Below are 22,753 nucleotides of genomic sequence, written 5' to 3'. Positions count from 1 at the left end.
TTTATCAGGATTAAGCATATTTAAATGCAAATATTTGCTCAGTGATGAAACAAACCGCCCGAAAACTCAATACCGCTATTCACAATTTTTTAACCCTGCGGGCATCCGGCATTAATTGGGCAAAACAGGCAGCGCCGGGTAAGTGGTCTAACAAACAGATCATCGGCCATCTCATAGATAGCGCACACATCAACCTGCAGCGTTTTGTGCGCTGTACCTACGAGGATGGTTTTAAGCTGATCTATTTTCAGGAGGAGTGGGTTGCTGCGCAGCATTATAACGAAGCCGACATTACTGAACTGCTAAAACTTTGGGAATTAGTAAACCTGCAAATTGTAAGGGTATTGACAAACTATCCAGCTGACCGCGAATTGGCGGAGTGCGATAACGGGCGCTACGAATCCTCACTTAATTCTGTGGCGTTTTTAGCGGAGGACTACATTCAGCACATTCAGCACCATTTAAACCAATTAAATTAGTTGTAGGCCGTAATGTTTTTGTCTGCCACGAGCCGTATAGTGTACTCCCGGCGGGTAGGATTGTAAGGCACGGCATCGTTCACCATAATATAGATTGTACCAAGGTCTTTTACTACAAAAGTTTGTACATCGGGGGTGGTGCTTTCCTTGTTTACGTATTGCGATATAGAATTGTAGATCATGGTATACTGAGCCAATTCGTTTGTTTCCATTTCAATATACATTCGTCTGCCGTCAACACGTATGTTATTGCTTACATATGTACCACCGGGTATCTTAAGGTCATATTTTCTCAGGTTCTTTTTCTCGTCTTTTTTAGTAAGCGTATATCCTTTGGCTATGAAAAAGGTATCCGCCTTATTAATATTGTTATGGAGCAGGTAGCTGAGGTCATCGTAAGATATAAGGTTAGTTTGCGCAAAACACGCTGAGGCGAAACAAAACAGGAGGGTGGTTGATAGCAGTAACTTTTTCATTCAGGTTTGCGTATATATAATTAACGTCAAGATATGTAAATGATATTCGTTTTTTAGCCTAAAAACATAACTTAGCAAAATTATTACACTACTATGCCTACTATAAAACTATCACGCGTTAGCGGCGACTATGGCTTTGAAGCCACCGACGAATATGGACACACTGTGCGTATGGACAGCAGCACCGAAAGTGGCGGCCAAAATTTCGGCGTACGCCCCATGCAAATGCTTTTAATGGGCTTGGGCGGATGCTCGGCCATTGATGTTATTGCTATCCTAAAAAAACAACGCCAGGATGTTGTTGATTATAAAATGATTATTACCGGTGAGCGCGAAGCGGGTAAAGAACCATCATTATGGCAGGATATTTCCCTTGAATTCCATTTATACGGTACTATTGATGAGGATAAAGCCAAAAAGGCTGTTGAATTATCATTGGATAAATATTGCTCAGTAGCAGCTACGCTTTACAAAGCCGATGCAGATATTAAATGGAAGGTGATCATTCACCCGGCCGCATAGATCCCGCTGATTATCGATGCAGCAAGCTATACCTATACCAACCCTGCACTTATTCCCTGTGTTGGATAAACTGCTGATAGAATTGCTTGGTTCGTTAACTCCAGCCGACTGGAATAAACCCACTGTTGCCCGTTTATGGTCGGTTAAGGATATTGCCGCGCACCTGCTTGATACTAATATGCGTACCATATCGTACGCGCAAGGTTACGAAATGGCAATAGCCACACAAATAAACAGTTACCAGGATCTTGTTGCTTATTTAAATGAATTGAAGCTACCTGGGTAAACGCGATGAAAAGGGTGAGCCCGCAATTGCTTATTCAGCAACTGGCAAGTACCGGCAAGCAATATATTGAACACATAAATACGTTAAACCCTTTTGAACAAGCCAGATACCCGGTTTCGTGGGCGGGAGAAAGTACATCGCTCAATTGGTTTGATATTGCCCGCGAATACACCGAAAAATGGCATCATCAGCAGCAGATCCGTGATGCTGTTGGGAAACCTGGGTTAATGACTAAAGAATTATTTTATCCATGTATTGATACCTTTATGTATGCCTTACCACACTCGTATCGCAATGTTAAGGCTACAGAAGGTACGATGATTAAAATAACCGTAAGCAGCCATGTTGGTGGTGATTGGTACTTGCTAAAAACTGCACGGAAATGGGAATTGCTGAAACAACAACCGACAAACTCTATCATGTCGGAAATTATTATTGACCCCGAAACCACATGGAATTTCTTTACTAAGGCTATTACATCTCAAGCGGCGCTTCACCGTTCTATAATAAAAGGTGATTTTTACTTAGGTGAAACTGTATTTAATACTATAGCTGTAATGGCTTAAATAACCATTTAATGTCCATTTTTAAGATCATTTATTTTTACCTCTTAAACCCTAATGGTTAAAGAGTCATCCAATCTATTTGGTTTAGCTAAACAGATTGGTAATGGTCTATTTAATAGTGCTTTATTAAATCCTAAAATACAGCACCCATTGTGTAAATTATACGCATAGGTCTAAAATATGCGTGTTGGCATTAATGTTGTAAACGTGGCTGTAGTCATGCTATACATTTTAGCAGACAATCAAAAATTAACACAACATGAAAACAAATTTAAAAAAAGCATCCCTACTGCTTACAGGTTTACTGGCAGGCAGCTCTTTATTCGCTCAAACCGATTCAGTAAGCACTACAAATTATGTTAAGCCATTTTCTGGTGGTCCGGTAAAAACATGGTCAATAGGTATTAATGGTGGTTTATTAACTCCATTCACAATTTTTGGAGCAAACGGTCGTCAGGACTTCAGACAGCCACAATCAGAAATTGGTTACGGTGGTTACATCAAAAAGCAATTTACGCCAACATTTGGTTTACAGGCCGATTTCCTTCGCGGGCAAGTTAGCGGGTTACGTGGCCAGGATGGTGTAGGTACACCTGAGGGGTTTAACACCAAGTTAGATTGGTCGGCGGCTTTAAGCACAAATATTACCTTGGGTAATATCAGCTGGTTCCATAGCAAAAGTGTTATACAACCGTATTTAACAGCTGGTGCCGGTTACATGGGTTACAAAACAACCATTACAGATGGTGCCGGTAACACTACAGCTTACAGAAATGGTGCAGGCGAAAATTCTATCAAAGAATGGTTTATACCAGTAGGTTTAGGTTTTAAAGTAAACTTAGGCTCAAACGTAAACTTGGATTTAGGTTACCAGGTTAACTTTGTACAGTCAGACAACTTTGATGGTTACAACACTGGTGGCTCAAACGACAGGTTCTCTTACGCTCACGTAGGTTTAGAGTTTCTGTTAGGTAGCTCAAAAACACCTAACATGGCTACTTATAACCCGGTTAACTCATTACGTACCGAGTATGTTTGGAAAAACGAACAAACTAAAGCTATGTTACAGGCACAAATTGATGCTGAAAAAGCTAAAAACGATCAGTTAAGAAATGACCTTAACACTACCAATGCTAACTTAGCTAAGTTAACTGTTGATAGCGATGGTGATGGTGTTTTGGATATTAACGATAAATGCCCTAACACACCTGCCGGTACTAAGGTGGATGGTTCTGGTTGCCCGTTAGCTAAACCGGTTGTTTATGTAACTGAAGAAGACAAACGTGTTGTTAAAGATGCTATTAAGAACCTTGAGTTTGACTTGGGTAAAGCAACTATCCGTGAAAAATCATTCCCAAGTTTAGATAGGGTTGCTAACTTATTAACTGAGAAAAACTTCAGCTTAAAATTAGCAGGTCATACAGATAATACAGGTTCTAAAGAATTGAACATGCGTTTATCAAAAGACCGTGCAGAAGCAATAAAATCTTACCTGGTTTCAAAAGGCGCTAACGCATCTCGTATAGAAGCAACTGGTTATGGTCAGTCACAACCAATAGCTACTAACAAAACTGCGGCAGGTCGTCAACAAAACCGTCGTGTAGAGTTTACCCTATACTAAGGGATAGATTCAAGACTATTAAAGTCAGGAATCAAGAACTTTAAATAAAAGAGCCGCTCCAAATTGGGGCGGCTCTTTTGTTGTAATTTGTTTTTCGTATAAACTCTTTAATTATCCCTCAGCAAAAAAATCAGCAAGGTTACCAAAATAACTGTCGTTCCAGCCTTCGGCTATATCGTTAAAATCATCATCGGGTATATTCACATGCCTTAACTCTACAGATGAGCCGTGCTTATCCGGGTGGATCTTAATGGTTACGATAGACTCATCAGTTTGCCCGTCAAAATACCATTGCTGTACAATTTTTTTATTTTCTTCAAACTCCAGGTTTTTACCTACAATACTACCTTCCCATAGGGAAAACTCTGACCCGGGGCTGGTAGACATTTGTGCGGGTTCGCCAGTCCATAACTCTAAAGTTATGGGGTTTGTAAGCGCCATATACACCTCTTCAGGAGTGGCCGGTAACAAATAATATTTTTTCAGATCTTTCACCCGCGCAATTTAGCAGAAATATTTGAGAGGAAGGACGGGAGATTTAACTAACCGTTCCGATAGGTAAAACCGTTTTGCCGTAAACTTCATTTAATACACCTGCAATGCCTGTATAAATGGCAGATAAGCCACATATAATACCTTCGTAACCTGCAAGGTGTTTAATGGTTTCATCGCCGGTAGCATCGCCCCAAACCAATAACCCGAAAAGTAGGGTAAGAGAGCCGAATACAAACTGCAGCGCACGGTTTAATTTTAAGGTACCAAAGAAAAGGCAAAAGGTAAAAAGCCCCCAGATGCCTAAATAAGCGCACATAGCGCCCTCCGTTGGTTTTGTTCCCCAGCCCAGTTTTGGCATCACAATTAGTGCTACTAACGATAGCCAGAAAAAACCGTAAGATGTAAATGCCGTAAGCCCGAATGTATTATTTTTCTTAGCTTCGATAATGCCGGCAATAACTTGTGCCAATCCGCCATAAAATATGCCCATAGCCAGTATCATTGCGTTCAGTTCAAAAAAACCGGCATTGTGTATGTTCAGCAAAACGGTGGTCATGCCGAAGGCACACAGGCCAAGCGGTGCAGGGTTGGCAATGCCATCCTTTACAACAACAGGAGTAGTTGGTATCATAAAAAGGTTTAAATTTGGTTTATAAGATGCAATCTAATCGAAATAAATCGAATTAGCAATAGCTTTTAAACTCAAAGCTTTATTAAACGTTACTATTAATTATGCAGAAATTGGTATTGATACGCCACGGCGAGAGTGTTTGGAACCAGGAAAACCGCTTTACCGGGTGGACGGATGTAGACCTGTCTGAAGAAGGCCTGCAACAAGCCATACAGGCGGGTAAACTGCTTGCACAAAACGGTTACACTTTTGATGTGGGTTTTACATCGGTATTAAAACGAAGTATAAAAACCATGCATTTTGTGCTGGAGCAGATGGATGCGCTGTGGATCCCGGTGCATAAATCATGGCGATTAAACGAACGTTTTTACGGTGCCCTGCAAGGCCTTAATAAAGCCGAAACTATTGAGAAATATGGCGAAGAGCAGGTGCATAAGTGGCGCCGAGACCCGCATGAACATCCGCCTGCTATTACTGAGCAGGACGACCGCTTCCCGGGCCATTACCTTCGGTATAATGATTTGACTTACCGCGAACTACCACTTACCGAAAACCTGAGCGAAACCATGGACAGGGCATTACCTTTTTGGCACGAAAGCATTGTACCGGCCATCCGCGAGAATAAGAAAGTTGTTATTTGTGCCCACGGCAACAGCTTGCGCGCGCTTATACAATATATAGAGAACCTGAGCGATGAGGATGTGGCCAAACTTGATATCCCCACCGCAACGCCATGGGTATATGAGCTGGACGACAGGTTGAACTGTATAAAACACTACTATTTGAAATAATTCATAAAAAAAGCAAGCCGCATTACATGGCTTGCCTTTTTTATAGGGGGGATTTATAAAGCTGTAAACTTAAAGTTATGTATCACCACCTCAACACCCTGCCCGTTTGATGGTGCAAGGCCGTTAAAGCACCAAAGATTTAGCAATACCGGCATACTTAAAGTACTGATAGAAGTACCCGGGCTGTTAAATGTTTTGGTCAGGAACAGGTTAGTGTCGTCGTTATAAAACCCGTAAAGGCTTTTGAATACCACGCTGGTTGATGTGCGTTTAAACCTGTGGGTGGTATAAGTGCCGCCAGGCGAGGTGAATTCGGTAGAGTAACTTGCAGGGGTTGGCGGGTCGCCGGCTTTTGGGAATATGGTATAGTTTAAATTTGGCCATGCCGAGTTGCCCCATCTTGCAAACTCAATATCAATTTCGTCGCGGCCATCGTTGCCCGAGTAATCAAACAAGCCAAGTACAATGTTTTTGTCGAACGTGGCAATAGGCCCGTCAATTTGCCATTGGTAGGTACCATAACCAAAATTTTGCGTGCTTGATATTTCCGCACATTCCCAATGGTTGTTTGATGGGTTTTTAGATATTTTAAGGTGCAGCCAGCCGTTAGCATCAACCCAAACATTGGCAGGGTTCCAGTAATTGGGGCCGGGGCCTGCTGTACCTGTGGGAGCTTTTACATTCCAGGTGTAGCCGCTCCAGCTAATAGTGGCATTGGTTTTAAGTTTTGATTCGGGAGTAACAGCAATTTCACCGGCGGGTTTGGCAGATGTAGGAGGAGGGGTTACTGTTGTTTTTTCTTTTTGGCAGGCAGTAAACAATACAGCCGCTAACAGGATAAATGAAAGTCTTCTCATGGTTTAATGATTAATAAATTACTAAAATATTCAGATATGCTTTTGCTGTTGGTGCCCAAAAAGGGGTGGCTTACAGCTTAATGCCGGGTATCTTATATTTTTCTTTAGTTGATCAAACCTCCTTTCTGCTATTTATTAACAAGTGCAGAGGTTTTTAAATATTTACCAATAGTTTTTAAAATATTTTATAAAGGTTTCGATTAAAGAAATCGCATTCATTGAATAATCTTAGTCGTTCTTAACTGAAAGATAATGTGTAACTTTTTATAATTTTTTAGAGGATATGCTAACAGCATCAAAACAACAATTAAGCTTTGTGGTTATTCATGTATAATCTTTATCACACCAAAATAAAGCTACTACCATGAAAAATTTTGAAACATTAGTGGATGCCACTAACGACCTTACAAAAAGAGGATATACCGCAAATTTGAGCCTTGAGGGCGATACTATAGACGATAAGTCAAAAGATATACATATGACTGCCGATGATTTTGAGATAGATGAATTTTATCGTTTCGAAGGGCAAAGTAACCCGTCGGATATGTCGATAGTATATGCCATCAATTCGCCAAAGTATAACCTAAAGGGAATCCTGATCAATGCTTACGGTACTTATGCGGATGATAGTTCATCAGCTATATCGGCCAAATTGCACCACCACCAGGTAAGCGATAACCTGCACGGCAGCGACAGGCCAACGGAATAATTCAAAATTCAAAAGTAAAAAGTCAAAACAGAACTGCTTGCAAAGCTTTTTGACTTTTTACTTTTAAATTTTAATTGCTGCAAGCAATTTCTTTCCTCTTGATTGAATAGCCGCGCCGCCATCGCGCATCATAAATTGTACCTGGCTGGCCAGTTCTTCTTTGATCCAATCGTACCTGCTGCATAAATTAAACAAGGTATCTGCAGCCAATACCTTAACAGCTACCTTTACTTTTGGGTCTGTAATCCAGTCGAAGCATTGTTCTACCACAATTTCCATATCTATAGTAGCCAGTTTTGCCTTGACAGGTTCGGGCGCATCATGCGCGGTAAGATGCATCATAATGCGGGTATAATGCCGCTTACAGCTGGCATTGGTAACCTGGCCCAATCGTTTTACAAAATATTCCAGGTTATTAACATATTGTTCGGGCGAGGTTAGTATGATAGTATCTAAAAGCCATGCTGCGCGGAAACCAACTTGCGTATCGGGATGAAAGGTGAGGTCGATCAGCTGGTCGATATTGAAATGCTGCTCCCTTAACGTTACCGATAGCTTTTCTACAAAACCTTTGGTACGGTCGGTGCTTAACGCCTCAATTATCTTATCGTTTGTTAGTATATCTTGCATGCCGAGTTATAAAATTATAAAACTTTATTAACCGACCTGCTTTTTATAAAACGTATTGTGGAAATTATACTATCATGAATAGGGTAATAGCCATCAGGAGTACGTTTAAGCGTAACAATTAGCCCGTATTAAACGTCATTATACAGAGCGTTAAAAAAGTTTACATCATTTCTACACCACGGGATAACAAAAATTATACATTTGCCTACCGTTAATTAATCGTTATTACATGGTTAAATTCAATAGATTTACACTGGATAATGGCCTGAGGGTTATTGTTCATGAAGATAATACAACCCCGATGGCCGTGCTTAACATCTTGTATGATGTTGGCGCACGTGATGAAAACCCTGAGCAAACCGGCTTTGCGCATTTATTTGAGCATCTGATGTTTGGTGGCTCTGTAAACATCCCCAATTATGATGGCCCTTTGCAGCGTGTAGGCGGCGAAAACAACGCCTTTACCAGCAACGATATTACCAACTATTACATTACCTTGCCATCGGCCAATTTAGAAACCGCCTTTTGGTTGGAGAGCGACCGTATGCTGAGCCTCGCCTTTAGTAAGAAAAGCCTTGAGGTGCAGCGTAACGTAGTAATAGAGGAGTTTAAACAGCGTTACCTGAACCAGCCTTACGGCGATGTTTGGTTAAAGCTAAGGCCAATGGTTTACAAAAAACATCCGTATCGATGGGCAACAATTGGTAAAACCATTAAGCATATAGAGGATGCTAAGATTGAGGATGTAAAAGCCTTTTTTAAAAAGCATTACAACCCGCAAAATGCCATTATGGTTGTGGGCGGTGATGTAAAGACCGAAGATGTAAAGGCCATGGCTGAAAAATGGTTCGGCCCGATACCTGCCGGTGATAAGTATATACGTAACCTGCCGCAGGAGCCTGCCCAGAAAGAGGAACGCCGTGAAACGGTTACCGCTAAAGTGCCGTTGAATGATGTTTATATCGCTTTCCAGATGGAGGGCCGTTTGGATGAGAGCTACTATGCTGTCGAACTGATGTCGGATATTCTTTCGCGTGGTAATTCATCGCGTCTTTACCGCAGCCTGGTTAAAGATAAGCCATTGTTTAGCGAGGTACATGCCTACATTACAGGCAGCCTTGATACAGGTATGTTTGTGCTTGAAGGCAAACCGCTGGAAGGCGTAAGTATTGAGCAAGCCGAACAGGCACTTTGGCAGGAGATTGAAAAGCTGAAAACAGAAGACGTACCCGCCGATGAACTGACCAAGGTGAAGAACAAAACAGAATCGACCCTGGTGTTCTCTGAAATGTCCCTTTTAGATAAAGCTATGAACCTGGCCTTTTATGAACTGATGGGCGATGCCGCAGATTTTAACCAGGAATCGGAAAAATTTTTGGCGGTTACTGCGCAGCAGATAAAGGACCAGGCCAATATCATTTTCAGAAAAGAGAACTCATCAACGCTGATTTATTTGGCGCAGGGTGTAGAAGCATCAGAACCAGAACTAACAGAAATAGAGAATTAGTAAAATTGTCCGAGCCAAATGCAGGAGATGATCCAACAAGGCAATGACTTAATGACTCAACGACAAATGACTAAACTTGACAGACATACGCCCCCACAATTTAACGGGGTAGAAAATATAAAACTGATCCACCCGGAAAGCAGTAAACTGAAAAACGGCTGTAAGATCTTTACCTTCAATTCGGGTAGTCAGGATCTGGTGAGGATAGAATGGATCTTTCAAAACTCGCGTTTTGAGCCTAAAAAGCCGCTGCTTAATGTGGCGGTCAATACGATGCTTACCGATGGCACAAGCAAACTAACAGCCGCACAAATAGCTGATAAGATTGATTTTTACGGTGCTTTTTTGCAGGTTGATTATAGTTACGACTACTCGCAGGTAACTCTTTTTACGCTTACTAAGCATTTGCAAGCTACCTTGCCTGTTGTAAAAGATATTCTGACAGATTCCATCTTCCCGGAGAAGGAACTGGAAACGTATATGCGTAACCAGCAGCAAAAATTGCAGGTAAGTCTGCAAAAAAATGATTTTGTTGCCCGTCGCGAATTTAACAAGGCTTTGTATGGCGAAACCATTTATGGCTTAGCCGCGCAACCCGAAGATTTCCAATCCCTGAAAAGGGAAGACCTGTTGGCGAATTTTAAACAAATGTACCAGCCGGGCAATTGTAATATCATCATTGCCGGCAAAGCCGATCCGCAGATATTGGAAGCCGTTACCACTACATTTGAAGGCGCCTGGGGCGAGGTAACCACTGTTGCCGATACCACACAACCCGATCTGCAGCCCTCTGCCGAACGTTTTATATATATCGAGAAAGTCGACGCGTTGCAATCAGCCATCCGCATAGGTACGCCGTTTATAAACCGTACGCATCCCGATTTTCCCGGGATGCAGGTTTTAAATACAGTATTGGGAGGCTATTTTGGTTCGAGGCTGATGACTAACATCCGCGAGGATAAAGGATACACTTACGGTATAGGTTCGGGTATGCAGTCGTTTAAACAAACCGGTTCATTCTTTATCGCGTCAGAAGTTGGGGCAAATGTTTGTAAGGCTGCAGTCAGCGAGATAGAAAAAGAGGTAACCCTGTTAAAAACAGATCTGATCCCCAATGAAGAATTATCGCTGGTGCGTAACTTTATGTTGGGTTCGCTTTTAGGAAGCCTGGAGAATGTGATGTCGCATGCCGATAAATTCAAGAACCTGTATTTTGCCGGTTTGGATTACGATTATTATGAACGCTACACCCAAACCGTAAAAAATATCACTGCTGAAGAATTGAAAGCACTTGCTAACAAGTACTTCGACTTTGATAACTTTTATAAAGTGATAGTAGGGAAGTATTAATTATTTAAGAGACAAAATGTAAGAGTCAGGAGGTCCTGACTCTTACTATTTTAACTGCCGTTTTTGTACTCATATTTCTCCCAAATGTAAAATTCTTGGCTCTTACGTCTTGATTCTTACTTCTCCTTCTCAAATTCCATAAATTTTGTTAGCTTTGCCCGGCAAATAATAACTCCAAATAATTATTTGCTATGCAGTTAGACCCATCCAAATTTGTCGCCGAAGGATTGACCTATGACGACGTATTATTACTCCCCGCTTATTCAGAAGTACTACCGCGCGAAGTTAACACGAGTACTTTTTTAACAAAAAAGATCCGTTTAAACATCCCGATTATTTCGGCCGCTATGGATACCGTAACCGAAGCAGGCCTGGCTATTGCCATTGCCCAGGCAGGTGGTATTGGTATGCTGCACAAAAACATGACCATACAGCAACAGGCCGACGAGGTACGTAAAGTAAAACGTTCTGAAAGCGGTATGATCCAGGAGCCGGTAACCCTGCTGGAGAACGCCCTGCTGTCTGACGCAGTGAACATCATGCGCGAATACAGCATCGGTGGTATCCCGGTTATTGCTACTGATGGCAAACTGAAAGGTATTATCACCAACCGCGATCTGCGTTTCCAGAAAGACCTTACCGTACCGGTTAGCCAAATAATGACCAAAACAAACCTGATAGTCGCACCACAAGGTACAACCCTGCAGGATGCTGCCGCGATACTGCAGGATAACAAAATTGAAAAACTACCGGTTGTTGATAAGGATGGTAAACTGGTGGGTTTAATTACCTATAAGGATATTCAAAAAGTAAAAAACTTCCCTAATGCTTGTAAAGACGAGTTTGGCCGCTTACGTGTAGGTGCCGCCGTTGGTGTTGCCGCAGATAATATTGACCGCGTTGCCGCCCTTGTTAAAGCCGGTGTTGATGTGGTTACTATTGATACCGCGCATGGTCACTCAAAAGGAGTTATTGATATGGTGAAAGCCGTTAAACAGCTTTACCCCGATTTGCAGGTTATAGCGGGTAACATTGCCACTGCCGATGCCGCCAAAGCCCTTGCCGAAGCAGGTGCGGATGCCGTTAAGGTAGGTATTGGCCCGGGTTCTATCTGTACCACCCGTATCATAGCAGGGGTGGGCGTACCACAGCTATATGCCATTTACGAATGCGCCAAAGCACTTGAAGGTACCGGCATCCCGGTTATTGCCGATGGCGGTATCAAACAAACCGGCGATATTGTAAAAGCGATTGCAGCTGGTGCAAGTTCTATCATGGCAGGCTCATTGTTTGCCGGGGTAGAAGAATCGCCTGGCGAAACCATTATATACGAAGGCCGTAAATTTAAATCGTACCGTGGTATGGGTTCTATCGAGGCTATGGCCAAGGGTTCAAAAGACCGTTACTTTCAGGATGAGACCGATGTGGTAACTAAACTGGTACCCGAAGGTATTGTTGGCCGTGTACCATTTAAAGGAAACATGGCCGAGGTAGTTTACCAATACATTGGCGGTTTACGTGCCGGTATGCATTACTGCGGTGCTGCCAACATCGAAGATCTGCAAAAAGCCAAGTTTGTACGTATTACCGCCGCCGGAATGCGCGAAAGCCACCCGCACGATATTACCATTACAAAAGAGGCCCCGAATTATACACGTTAATTTAGGCGATAAAAGAAAAGGAGATACAATTTGTATCTCTTTTTTTATGTGATAAAGTTTAGGCTTATTTTCCTGATGAGCTTGACATTTGAATTAACGGGCTTGATGTTAATATTTTAATGGCCTGATCATAGGTGAAACCTTCTTTTACAAGGGCGTCGAAGTACTGCTTATGCACTTTAGCAACCTCTGTTAATTTACCGGGTTGTTTATAAAAATTAAGTTGAGCATCAAGCATTGATTTTATCAGGCTGTTATACATCGGCCCCATAGCGCCCATCATATTTGTTAGCTCGGTTCCCTCCATGCCATTAGCATGCTCGTTTACTGGCGGCGGTGCTAACACAACTTCTGTTACCTTTATGTTCTGCTCTCCGGGGTTTGAATGTGTAAGGTCTATATTATAAAAGTTGAAAAATGAAACACCATCATTGCGCCTGCCCGCATGCTCAACTATGTCAATTAACTTTGCGTTAGCCGGTATCTTTTTAAAGTATACTTTAAATGAAATCTTATCACCTGCTTTAGCAAATGTGTGCCTTGTTTCGGGTGCTACAGCAATGCCTTCGGCTTTTACAAACTCGTAATGCTTATTATCAATATCTGTTTGGATATATATTTCCTTGTTTAAAACAACCCATGCGCTATCATTTTGGGCATAATGGTCAAAGCTAACTACGGTATATTGCTTATCAGTTTCAATTTTGCTGATAATAGTTAAACGGCTATCCTTAATTTCAACATTAGGGTTAAGAACAGTTTGCGCGAAAGAATAAAGACAAACGGCAACCATCGCCGCGGTAAGTAATAAGTTTTTTTTCATTTAGGTACTGGTGTTTATTGTTCAGCTAAATTACAGTTGTAATGTTACCAATTAAATGGACAAACCCATAAAGCTAATGGATAATAATGTGGTTTATTCTACATAGAAGATGCCGTATATTTGCCACCATGAAAGCCATCTGTATCTTCTGCGGCGCCAACTTTAACGGCGACCCTAAACTTAAACAAGCTATTGAATTTTTAGCCGAAGTAATGGTGGGCAAAAATATAACCCTGGTATATGGCGGTGGTAAGGTTGGTGTGATGGGTTTATTAGCCGATGCTGTATTAGGCAGGGGCGGGGAAGTTGTAGGTGTCATCCCGCAGTTTTTGATGGATAAAGAAGTTGGCCATGCCGGTATTACTAAATTGCATGTAGTAGAAAATATGCACCAGCGCAAACAAATGATGAACGACCTGTGCGACGGCATCATTATGCTACCCGGTGGTTTCGGTACTTTAGAAGAGTTTTTTGAAGTGCTTACCTGGCTGCAGTTGGGCCTGCATAATCATCCTGTTGGTATCCTTAATGTCGGCGGCTTTTATGACCTGCTTTTAAAACAAATGGATGTAATGGTTGAGCAGCGCTATCTTAAACCCACAAACCGCGACCTGGTGCTTTCCTCGGCCGACCCGATTGAACTGCTTAGCCTGATGGAGAACATCGATATAAAACCCGATGAAGTTTGGTTCAAGGATAGAAACCTGACATAGATATTCGCCGGTGTTTTGCTTTTTTATTATGCATGCATAATAAAATCTTCCGTCAATAAGTTATTTTCAATTATAATTCCTAAAATTACGCAACCTATTTATAAAACGCGTATGGATCTGGAATTCAATAAAAATGAGGATGTTAACAAACAACTCGTTTACGAATTTAACACAAGGCTAAAAAAAATACACCTCGGTGGTGGCGAAAAAGCTGCTGCTAAACAAAAGGAAAAAGGTAAAATGCTTGCCCGCGAGCGCGTTGACTACCTCATAGACGACGATAAACCCTGGCTTGAGATAGGGGCTTTTACGGCCGATGGCATGTACGCCGAGCATGGCGGCTGCCCAAGTGGTGGTGTTGTTTGCGGCATAGGTTATGTAAGCGGCAGGCAATGTGTAATTGTTGCTAATGATGCTACAGTTAAAGCGGGTGCCTGGTTCCCAATAACAGCCAAGAAAAACCTGCGCGCGCAAGAGATAGCAATGGAGAACCGCCTGCCTATTATCTACCTGGTAGATTCGGCCGGTGTATATCTGCCTCTGCAGGACGAGATCTTCCCCGATAAAGAACACTTTGGCCGTATTTTTCGCAATAATGCGCAAATGAGTAGTATGGGTATCATTCAGATAGCTGCCATCATGGGCTCGTGCGTGGCGGGTGGGGCTTATCTGCCTATTATGAGCGATGAGGCCATGATAGTAGAAGGCACCGGCTCAGTATTCCTGGCTGGCTCATACCTGGTTAAATCAGCCATAGGCGAGGATGTGGATAACGAAACCCTTGGCGGCGCAACCACGCAGTGCGAGATCTCGGGCGTAACAGATTATAAGCAACCTAACGATAAAGCCTGCCTCGATTCTATCCGCAACATCATGAACAAGGTGGGCGATTATAACAAAGCCGGGTTCGACAGGATAAGACCATCGGCACCCAAACTAAACGAAAAAGATATTTACGGCATCCTGCCCGATACACGCGACAAAGCTTACGATATGTACGAGATCATCAAACGCCTGGTTGATGATTCGGAATTTGAAGAATATAAAGCAGGTTATGGTCAATCCATCATTTGTGGCCTTGGCCGGGTTGATGGCTGGGCTGTTGGCATTGTGGCCAACCAACGCAAGGTTATCAAATCAAAAAAAGGCGAGATGCAGTTTGGCGGGGTTATTTATTCCGATTCGGCTGATAAAGCTACCCGTTTTATCATGAACTGTAACCAAAAGAAAATTCCGCTGGTTTTTCTGCAGGATGTTACCGGCTTTATGGTGGGCAGCCGTAGCGAACATGGTGGCATTATAAAAGACGGCGCCAAAATGGTAAATGCGGTATCAAACTCTGTAGTGCCAAAATTTACCATTGTGGTAGGTAACTCATACGGCGCAGGCAATTATGCCATGTGCGGTAAAGCTTATGATCCACGCTTAATATACGCCTGGCCATCAGCCAAAATAGCGGTAATGGGCGGCGCGCAGGCCGCCAAAGTATTGGTGCAAATGCAGGCCGCCGGTTTAAAAGCCAAAGGCGAAGAGGTTGACGATGTAAAAGAGGCTGAACTGCTGAAACAAACGACCGACCGGTACAACGCCCAAACCACGCCATACTATGCCGCCGCAAGGCTTTGGGTGGATGGTATTATCGACCCACTGGAAACCCGCAAGGTAATCTCCATGGGGATAGAAGCCGCCAATCATGCGCCGATAGAAAAAACTTTTAACGTGGGGGTTATTCAGACGTAGGTAATTGTAGAGACGCGATACTTCGCGTCTTTTTTATACATTAGTTATTATGAATATTGATTTAAGCGATGCCAATTATATTGAAATAGTGGTTGGTTTAATTGGTGTTGCACTTATTGTTGCAGGGAGTGGCATCTCGGCAAAACGCAAAAAAATAATTGCTGTCGGTATTAAAGCTGAGGGTGTGGTTTTTGCCATGGAAGAAGAAGCCGGTAGCATTGGGGTTAACGGCCAAACATTGTATTCTCCAATTATAAGGTTTGTTACCATTGATAAAGAGTGGGTGACTGAAAAATATACGTTTGGCATAAGTTCAAAACACTCGGTTATTAATCCTTCTTATAAAGAAGGGGATAAAGTGACTGTAATTTATGATCCAAAGAATATTAAAGATTTTGTGATAGATGATTTTAATGCAAAAGCTATCGGTCCGGTATGTGTGGTGATTGGTACTTTAGCAATTATTGGTTCTATACTTTATTTCGTTTATCAATCCGGTTTTCATTTTTAAACGGTGTAATCACTATCTTTAAAAAATGAAAAAGCTCCTTCTGCCATTTCTGTTACTATTTACAATCATCGCATCCGCCCAAAACGTCAACCAGATCCATCAGCGTGCTATTCTGGTTGATACGCATAATGATGCGATATCCAACCAACTGATCACAAAAGCAGATTTAGGCAAGCTCCAAACTACCGGCAATTTCGATTTGGTACGCGCCAAAACAGCCGGATTGGACGTGCAGGTATTCTCTATCTGGTGCGGCGATCAGTACGGTAACGGTACAGCTTACGCCTATGCCAACCGTGAGATAGATTCATTATATGCACTCATCAGCCGCAATCCCGATAAGATAAAATTGGTGCGTACAGCTGCCGACCTGCAAAAAACGGTTAAGCAGAAAAAGCTTGCCGCTATGATAGGTGTAGAAGGCGGGCATATGATAGAAGACAGGTTGGATTATATCGACAGTCTGCATAAGCGTGGAATGGTATACCTAACCCTTACCTGGAATAACAGCACCAGTTGGGCATCATCTGCACGCGATGAAGTTTTGCATGCGGATACATTAAAACACAAGGGTTTAAACGATTTGGGTAAACAGGTGGTACAGCGCCTGAATAAATTGGGGGTGATGATAGACCTTTCCCATCCCGGCGAGCAAACTTTTAACGATGTAATGGCTATCACAACAAAGCCGGTTATTGCATCACATAGTTGTGCTTATGCGCTTAACCCACACAGGCGTAATCTGAAGGATTACCAGCTAAAAGCCATCGCCCAAAATGGCGGGGTGGTGTTCCTGAACTTTTACAGTGGTTTTATAGATAGTACCTACGATGCAAAGCACGAAACTTATCTTACAAAGCACAAAACTGAACTTGATTCGCTGATAAAGATCTATAATGACTACGATCTGGCCAGCATACGTTTGAATGTTATCCACAAAAGCGAAGCCGACGAGTTACGCCCGCCGCTGAGCATGCTCGTTAAACATATCGACTATATGGTGAAACTGATAGGGGCCGACCACGTGGGCATAGGCTCGGATTTTGACGGTGCAGAATCGTACCCACTGGGTTTAGACAGTGTTACCGACTACCCAAAGCTTACCGCCGAGCTACTAAAGCTTGGCTACAGCGAAAAGGATATAGATAAGATATTGGGCGGTAATTTTATCAGGGTGTTAAAGGCTAATGTTGGTAAATAGTCATTAAGGTATGGCAGTATCTTGACTATTACCTATTGGCGCAGTCATCTATAAATCTTAAATTCGCATCTCATTATAAAAATACAAATGTCACAAGATATTGAACACGTAAAGTGCCTTATTATAGGGTCGGGCCCGGCGGGATATACCGCAGCAATTTATGCTTCGCGCGCCGATCTGCACCCGGTTATGTACACAGGTATGCTTGCCGGCGGGCAGCTTACCCAAACTACCGATGTTGAGAATTTCCCGGGGTATCCTAATGGTATTATGGGACCTGAAATGATGGAAGATTTTCGCAAACAGGCAGAACGCCTGGGTACCGATATCCGCTTTGGTTACGTAAGTTCAGTTGATTTTTCATCGTTGCCACACAAGGTTACGGTTGACGAAAGCAAAACTATACTGGCCGATACTGTTATCATCTCTACCGGCGCATCAGCAAAATGGCTGGGTTTAGAGTCTGAACAAAAATATAGCGGTTTTGGTGTTTCGGCCTGTGCGGTTTGCGACGGCTTTTTCTTTAAAGGACAGGATGTAGCCATAGTAGGTGCCGGTGATACCGCTGCCGAAGAAGCAACTTACCTGGCTAAATTAGCCCGTAAAGTTTACATGATCGTTCGCCGCGATGAGTTCCGTGCTTCAAAAGCAATGGTACACCGCGTGTTGAACACGCCTAATATCGAGGTCTTATACAATACCGATACCATTGAAATACTTGGCGATGGCCAAAGCGTTAACGCGGTTAAGGTGTGCAATAATGTAACTAACGAAGACAGGATACTGGATGTTACCGGTTTCTTTGTAGCTATCGGTCATAAACCAAACACTGATATCTTCCGCGGCACTATCCACATGGATGAAACCGGTTATATCATCACCCGTCCGGGTTCTACCGAAACAAATGTAGAAGGTGTATTTTGCTGCGGCGATGCGCAGGATCATATCTACCGCCAGGCAGTTACCGCTGCAGGTACAGGTTGCATGGCTGCTATAGATGCCGAGCGTTATCTGGCTGCTAAAGAGCACGTTGTAACAGCGTAAAGTAGAGACGCGATACTTCGCGTCTACCACAAATTAAAATATTTTAAAAAGCCGTATTCCTAATAAGAATACGGCTTTTTTGTTTCTGTTTGTGTAATTTTTGAGTGATTGTGGTGCATATTTTTTAAATAATGCTAAATTCACCACCTCATTATACACCTGATCGGTTTTTACTATGAATAAAAGAAAACATGTACTGTTGGCTGCTTTACTGGTGGCATCGTCTTTTTGTGTTAATGCCCAGAATACAGACCCATACGCAGGTATCATACCTGCTCCTGTATCAGTAAAAAAAGCCCCCGGCGAATTTATTCTAAGTCAGGAAACCATTATACAGGCCGATACGCCAAATAATAAGGCGGTACAGTTCTTCTCATCGTACCTGGCCAATAACATGGCCTACAACAAACAGGTTGCTTTACGCAATGCAAGGGTTAGTACAACATCTATTTATTTAACATCAGCAGGTACAGAAAACCTGCCTGCCGAGGGTTACCGCCTAACCATCACCCCGCAGCAAATTACGGTTGCCGGTAAGGGCGCCGGTTTGTTTTACGGTATCCAAACGCTGATACAGCTTATTCCAATTGAAAGGGCCGCTACCGCCAAGTTACCGGCCGTAACTATTGAAGATTACCCGCGCTTTGGCTACAGGGGCATGATGCTTGATGTTTGCCGCCACTTTTTCTCGGTAGAGTTTGTAAAAAGATATATCGACCTGATGGCAACCTACAAGCTGAACACCTTCCACTGGCACTTAACCGACGACCAGGGCTGGCGTATAGAGATCAAAAAATATCCAAAACTTACTTCAGTTGGCAGCATGCGTAAGGAAAGCGTTATCGGTAACTATAAAGACCGCACACCGTTGCAGTATGATGGTGTGCCGGTATCTGGTTATTACACGCAGGATCAGATCCGCGATGTGATCAAATACGCTGCCGACCGCTATATCACCATCGTACCCGAAATTGAAATGCCCGGCCACGCCTTAGCTGCATTAGCCGCATACCCCGAGTTAAGCTGCGACCCAAGCCAAAAGTATGAGGTATCTGGTAAATGGGGAGTGTTTAACAATATCTATTGCCCGTCTGAAAAAACGTTTAGCTTTTTGGAGGATGTGTTGACAGAGGTGATAGACCTTTTCCCAAGTAAATACATCCACATAGGTGGCGATGAGGCTCCTAAAGATGTGTGGAAGCAATCAAAATTTTGTCAGGACCTGATCAAACGCTTAAAATTAAAAAACGAACATGGTTTGCAAAGCTATTTCATCCAGCGGATGGAGAAATTTGTAAACAGCAAAGGCCGCAGCATTATTGGCTGGGATGAGATACTGGAAGGCGGACTGGCACCCAATGCCACTGTAATGAGCTGGAGGGGCGAAGAAGGCGGTATACAAGCTGCTAAAGAGAGCCACGATGTGATCATGACCCCAAGTAGCCAGGGCTTATATTTTGACCACGCACAGGGCAAAATTAACCAGGAGCCGGTTGGTATTGGCGGTAATGCACCTATCCAGAAAACGTATGCCTACAACCCAACGCCCGCAGCTTTAACACCCGCTCAACAAAAGTACATTAAAGGCGTGCAGGCCAACCTTTGGACAGAATATATTACTACCGAAACTAAGATAGAATATATGGTGTTGCCACGTATGCTGGCATTATCTGAAGTGGCTTGGACACCAACAGCCAACAAAAATTACCAGGATTTTTCGGAAGCGCGTTTACCCCAACACCTGGCCCGCCTTGATAAAAACGGTTATAACTATCGCGTTCCGCCTGCTATTGGTAATGCCGATACGGTGATGATTGGCAGCACGCTTAACGTTAATCTTAAATCGCCGGTTAAAGGGGCTAAGATCTATTATACCATAGATGGTTATACCCCGCGCGAAACAGAGCTCTTATACACGGGCCCCATGAGCTACCCTGTACCCTTAGATGAATACCGCGACCTGAAAACAATTGTAGTAACGCCTACCGGTAAACGCAGCGTTATTACTGCTGCTAAAATGTTTAATAAAGCACCGTTGGCCGCGGTTAACTACACAGGCAACACACCGGGATTAAAATACCAGGCATCTGCAGGTACTTATGTAAACACTACGCAGATAAACCCTGCAGCGGTAATTGATACAGGTGTGGCAAAAAGCTTTAGTACTGCACTAAGCGCCTTCAAAAAAGCGTTTAACAAATATGGCGTGGTATTCAACGGTTATTTAAAAGCTGATGTTGATGGCAATTACGGTTTTTCAACGGCATCATCAAATGGCTCAGTTTTACTGATCGATGATGTGCCGATTGTTGATAACGATGGCCGCACCGGGCCTGTTGAGCAGCAGGGCGTAATACCATTGCTTAAAGGGTATCATAGGATCACTATAAAATATGTGGATGCAAATTCATCAGGCAGTGGTTTACGGGTTTATATGACCATACCGGGTAAGCCAAAGGGCGAGGTATCGCCGGATATGATGTTTAACTAATCGCTATATTAAGTATGAATTTTAAAAACTATTTATTCATATCGGCAATTGGGATATTGATAGCAGGCTGTGGCAGCGATGATAAAAAGCCTGTTGCAAACAATACCGTGGCAGCTAAACCGGCTTTAATGCAACCATTCCGGTTTCACAAGGCGATAGAAGTATCGCCGGGCCAAACATATGATGTGGTAAGCTGGGGCAGGGGTTCAACCCAGGTTGGTGCCTTTGCCATATTGCATTCCGACTCATCGAAGATGAAATACACTACTACCACCGGCGATCTGGACGGCACCATCACCGATGTATACAACGCCGATATGGACCTGGATGGTAACCCCGAGATCCTGATCCAATCGAAAGGAAAGGACACGGTAAATTACGCCAGGATCTACGCTTTTGAGTTTAATAACAACGATGCCGATAAGCTGGATTTCCCAAAGCTGACCAGCTCGCAACGCAAAGGTTATCGTGGTAACGATAATTTCTATATCAAAGAAGGTAAGCTTATCCGCGAGTTTCCAATTTATGCCAGTAACGACTCTTTAGCCAAGCCAACCGGTGCAAAACGCCAACTGGAGTATAGCCTGCGCAGCAATAACTTTACAGTTAAGCAATTGAGTGTTGATTCTGCTTTAATCAAGACAGACCAACAGGCTACAAAACAGGAAGTTAAACAACCTGAGCAAAAGCAAACAGTAAGCAAATCAAAAAAACGTAAACAAACCGAAACCCGTAAACGCCGCCGCAGGCACAGGGATTAACCGCGGATAACTAAGCTAATGATATTAGAGGATTTTTTATACCGCCTAAAACTGGAATACCATACACTTGATAAGCTGACAACCGATACTTATTATCAGCACCTCTCCAGCCTTTTTGTAGTACTTGAACTTGATGGCGATAACCTGAACGAAGAACACGACCTGGGTTTGGATGCCATCCTCGATAAAATGAACGATATTAATGAGGACGACCTTCAACAGGATATGTCGCCGGGGGAGCTGGCCGGATTGATAAAGAAGGTGAAAACAGGTTTGTCAATTCTGATCAATAAGATAGAGGAGTAAAATTTTTAACAACTGTTTAGGCACCACCTAAACCGCCCTTTAATCGCCCCTAAACCGCCCAAAAACGGCCCTCGCAGCCGTATAGTGTTCACGTTCACTGTCATGAACACCTGTGAACGGTCGTATTTGTCTTATATACAGTGTTTTATGCTTTTTGCATGCGGGCAAAATAGTGCCACCAATAAAAAAGTTTGCGGCATTAATTTTAAGCATCCTACATGCCCGATAGGAAATTGCTTTGTGAATTGTAATTAATGGCGGTAGAATAGAAAAGGCCTTAGCAGTTGCTAAGGCCTTTTCCCTATCAAATAAGTTTCTTACAAACCATCAAATGCAAAGATCTCTTTTACCAGCGGTTTGCGTGGCATCATATCTTTTTCTACGCTGGTTTGGTATACAAACGATGCTACGATGATTGCCGCCTGTTTAAGATCGTCTATCTGCAAGTGGTCGTAGTTGTCCTGGTTGCTGTGGTGGGTTTTGGTTTCATAATCTATCGGGTCTTGAACAAACTGGAAACCCGGGATCCCCGCCCAATCGAACGAAAGGTGGTCGGTTGAACCGGTATTACTTAAGCTAACT

The 22,753-nt window shown here is 43.0% G+C and carries 25 protein-coding genes; 18 read left to right on the top strand and 7 right to left on the bottom strand.

Annotated features, from left to right (window positions below):
• Positions 1-44: 44 nt before the first annotated feature.
• Complete coding sequence (locus IDJ75_RS18560) at positions 45-479, top strand: DinB family protein (RefSeq protein ID WP_191177158.1); 435 nt, start codon at positions 45-47, stop codon at positions 477-479.
• Here the strand turns inward: IDJ75_RS18560 and IDJ75_RS18555 are convergent.
• Complete coding sequence (locus IDJ75_RS18555) at positions 476-955, bottom strand: hypothetical protein (RefSeq protein ID WP_191177157.1); 480 nt, start codon at positions 953-955, stop codon at positions 476-478. The genes IDJ75_RS18560 and IDJ75_RS18555 overlap by 4 nt on opposite strands.
• Before the next feature lie 93 nt (positions 956-1,048).
• On the opposite strand from IDJ75_RS18555, the gene IDJ75_RS18550 reads away from it, so the two are divergent.
• The 4 genes from IDJ75_RS18550 to IDJ75_RS18535 all read left to right on the top strand — a co-directional run bounded on the left by IDJ75_RS18550 (position 1,049) and on the right by IDJ75_RS18535 (position 3,950).
• Positions 1,049-1,477: an OsmC family protein gene (locus IDJ75_RS18550; RefSeq protein WP_191177156.1), complete on the top strand. Its 429-nt coding sequence runs from the start codon at positions 1,049-1,051 to the stop codon at positions 1,475-1,477.
• A gap of 16 nt (positions 1,478-1,493) precedes the next feature.
• Positions 1,494-1,763, top strand: coding sequence for a maleylpyruvate isomerase N-terminal domain-containing protein (locus IDJ75_RS18545; RefSeq protein ID WP_191177155.1), 270 nt, complete (start codon positions 1,494-1,496; stop codon positions 1,761-1,763).
• 5 nt (positions 1,764-1,768) lie between these two features.
• Entirely contained in the window at positions 1,769-2,329 is a 561-nt protein-coding gene (locus IDJ75_RS18540) for a hypothetical protein (RefSeq protein ID WP_191177154.1), read from the top strand.
• Between the two features lie 259 nt (positions 2,330-2,588).
• Entirely contained in the window at positions 2,589-3,950 is a 1,362-nt protein-coding gene (locus IDJ75_RS18535; protein ID WP_191177153.1) for an OmpA family protein, read from the top strand.
• 111 nt (positions 3,951-4,061) lie between these two features.
• Here the strand turns inward: IDJ75_RS18535 and IDJ75_RS18530 are convergent, their stop codons facing one another.
• A complete protein-coding gene (locus IDJ75_RS18530; protein ID WP_191177152.1) occupies positions 4,062-4,445 on the bottom strand; it encodes an SRPBCC domain-containing protein in 384 nt (127 codons plus the stop codon).
• A gap of 43 nt (positions 4,446-4,488) precedes the next feature.
• Positions 4,489-5,076 carry an acetate uptake transporter gene (locus tag IDJ75_RS18525; protein WP_191177151.1) on the bottom strand — a complete coding sequence of 196 codons (588 nt, stop codon included), beginning with the start codon at positions 5,074-5,076 and terminating at the stop codon, positions 4,489-4,491.
• Positions 5,077-5,177: 101 nt separating this feature from the next.
• Between IDJ75_RS18525 and gpmA the strand changes: the two genes are divergently transcribed.
• Positions 5,178-5,867, top strand: coding sequence for a 2,3-diphosphoglycerate-dependent phosphoglycerate mutase (gene gpmA / locus IDJ75_RS18520; RefSeq protein ID WP_191177150.1), 690 nt, complete (start codon positions 5,178-5,180; stop codon positions 5,865-5,867).
• 53 nt (positions 5,868-5,920) lie between these two features.
• Here the strand turns inward: gpmA and IDJ75_RS18515 are convergent, their stop codons facing one another.
• A complete protein-coding gene (locus tag IDJ75_RS18515) occupies positions 5,921-6,724 on the bottom strand; it encodes a glycoside hydrolase family 16 protein (protein ID WP_191177149.1) in 804 nt (267 codons plus the stop codon).
• A 364-nt stretch (positions 6,725-7,088) separates the two neighbouring features.
• On the opposite strand from IDJ75_RS18515, the gene IDJ75_RS18510 reads away from it, so the two are divergent.
• Complete coding sequence (locus IDJ75_RS18510; RefSeq protein WP_191177148.1) at positions 7,089-7,433, top strand: phosphoribosylpyrophosphate synthetase; 345 nt, start codon at positions 7,089-7,091, stop codon at positions 7,431-7,433.
• A gap of 63 nt (positions 7,434-7,496) precedes the next feature.
• Here IDJ75_RS18510 and IDJ75_RS18505 read toward each other — a convergent pair whose 3' ends face one another.
• Complete coding sequence (locus IDJ75_RS18505) at positions 7,497-8,063, bottom strand: hypothetical protein (RefSeq protein ID WP_191177147.1); 567 nt, start codon at positions 8,061-8,063, stop codon at positions 7,497-7,499.
• Positions 8,064-8,292: 229 nt separating this feature from the next.
• Here IDJ75_RS18505 and IDJ75_RS18500 point away from each other — a divergent pair, with 229 nt between their 5' ends.
• The 3 genes from IDJ75_RS18500 (at position 8,293) to guaB (ending at position 12,581) form a co-directional block, all read left to right on the top strand.
• On the top strand, positions 8,293-9,570 hold the full coding sequence (locus IDJ75_RS18500; RefSeq protein ID WP_191177146.1) for a M16 family metallopeptidase: 1,278 nt from the start codon (positions 8,293-8,295) through the stop codon (positions 9,568-9,570).
• Positions 9,571-9,636: 66 nt separating this feature from the next.
• Positions 9,637-10,920: a M16 family metallopeptidase gene (locus IDJ75_RS18495; protein ID WP_191177145.1), complete on the top strand. Its 1,284-nt coding sequence runs from the start codon at positions 9,637-9,639 to the stop codon at positions 10,918-10,920.
• A 191-nt stretch (positions 10,921-11,111) separates the two neighbouring features.
• Positions 11,112-12,581, top strand: a complete 1,470-nt coding sequence (gene guaB, locus IDJ75_RS18490; protein WP_191177144.1) for an IMP dehydrogenase — start codon at positions 11,112-11,114, stop codon at positions 12,579-12,581.
• A gap of 64 nt (positions 12,582-12,645) precedes the next feature.
• On the opposite strand, the gene IDJ75_RS18485 is transcribed toward guaB, so the two are convergent.
• Positions 12,646-13,404 (bottom strand): hypothetical protein, encoded by a 759-nt coding sequence (locus IDJ75_RS18485; RefSeq protein WP_191177143.1) that lies wholly within the window; start codon positions 13,402-13,404, stop codon positions 12,646-12,648.
• Between the two features lie 128 nt (positions 13,405-13,532).
• On the opposite strand from IDJ75_RS18485, the gene IDJ75_RS18480 reads away from it, so the two are divergent.
• The 8 genes from IDJ75_RS18480 (at position 13,533) to IDJ75_RS18445 (ending at position 22,171) form a co-directional block, all read left to right on the top strand.
• The gene (locus IDJ75_RS18480; protein ID WP_191177142.1) at positions 13,533-14,117 is read left to right on the top strand and encodes an LOG family protein; all 585 of its coding nucleotides are present in this window, start codon (positions 13,533-13,535) and stop codon (positions 14,115-14,117) included.
• Positions 14,118-14,228: 111 nt separating this feature from the next.
• The gene (locus tag IDJ75_RS18475) at positions 14,229-15,857 is read left to right on the top strand and encodes an acyl-CoA carboxylase subunit beta (RefSeq protein ID WP_191177141.1); all 1,629 of its coding nucleotides are present in this window, start codon (positions 14,229-14,231) and stop codon (positions 15,855-15,857) included.
• A 49-nt stretch (positions 15,858-15,906) separates the two neighbouring features.
• Entirely contained in the window at positions 15,907-16,368 is a 462-nt protein-coding gene (locus IDJ75_RS18470) for a DUF3592 domain-containing protein (RefSeq protein ID WP_191177140.1), read from the top strand.
• Positions 16,369-16,393: 25 nt separating this feature from the next.
• Positions 16,394-17,569, top strand: coding sequence for a dipeptidase (locus IDJ75_RS18465; protein WP_191177139.1), 1,176 nt, complete (start codon positions 16,394-16,396; stop codon positions 17,567-17,569).
• Between the two features lie 87 nt (positions 17,570-17,656).
• Positions 17,657-18,613, top strand: a complete 957-nt coding sequence (gene trxB, locus IDJ75_RS18460; RefSeq protein ID WP_191177138.1) for a thioredoxin-disulfide reductase — start codon at positions 17,657-17,659, stop codon at positions 18,611-18,613.
• Positions 18,614-18,788: 175 nt separating this feature from the next.
• The gene (locus IDJ75_RS18455) at positions 18,789-21,104 is read left to right on the top strand and encodes a family 20 glycosylhydrolase (RefSeq protein ID WP_191177137.1); all 2,316 of its coding nucleotides are present in this window, start codon (positions 18,789-18,791) and stop codon (positions 21,102-21,104) included.
• A gap of 14 nt (positions 21,105-21,118) precedes the next feature.
• On the top strand, positions 21,119-21,865 hold the full coding sequence (locus IDJ75_RS18450; RefSeq protein ID WP_191177136.1) for a hypothetical protein: 747 nt from the start codon (positions 21,119-21,121) through the stop codon (positions 21,863-21,865).
• An 18-nt stretch (positions 21,866-21,883) separates the two neighbouring features.
• Entirely contained in the window at positions 21,884-22,171 is a 288-nt protein-coding gene (locus IDJ75_RS18445; RefSeq protein ID WP_191177135.1) for a hypothetical protein, read from the top strand.
• Positions 22,172-22,488: 317 nt separating this feature from the next.
• Here the strand turns inward: IDJ75_RS18445 and IDJ75_RS18440 are convergent.
• Positions 22,489-22,753 (bottom strand): M28 family peptidase (locus IDJ75_RS18440; protein ID WP_191176755.1); only part of this gene is annotated, 265 nt, incomplete at its 5' end.

Origin of the sequence: Mucilaginibacter rigui (assembly GCF_014773275.1) — a bacterium.
GTDB lineage: Bacteria > Bacteroidota > Bacteroidia > Sphingobacteriales > Sphingobacteriaceae > Mucilaginibacter > Mucilaginibacter rigui_A.
This window is presented reverse-complemented; position numbering and strand designations above follow the sequence as displayed.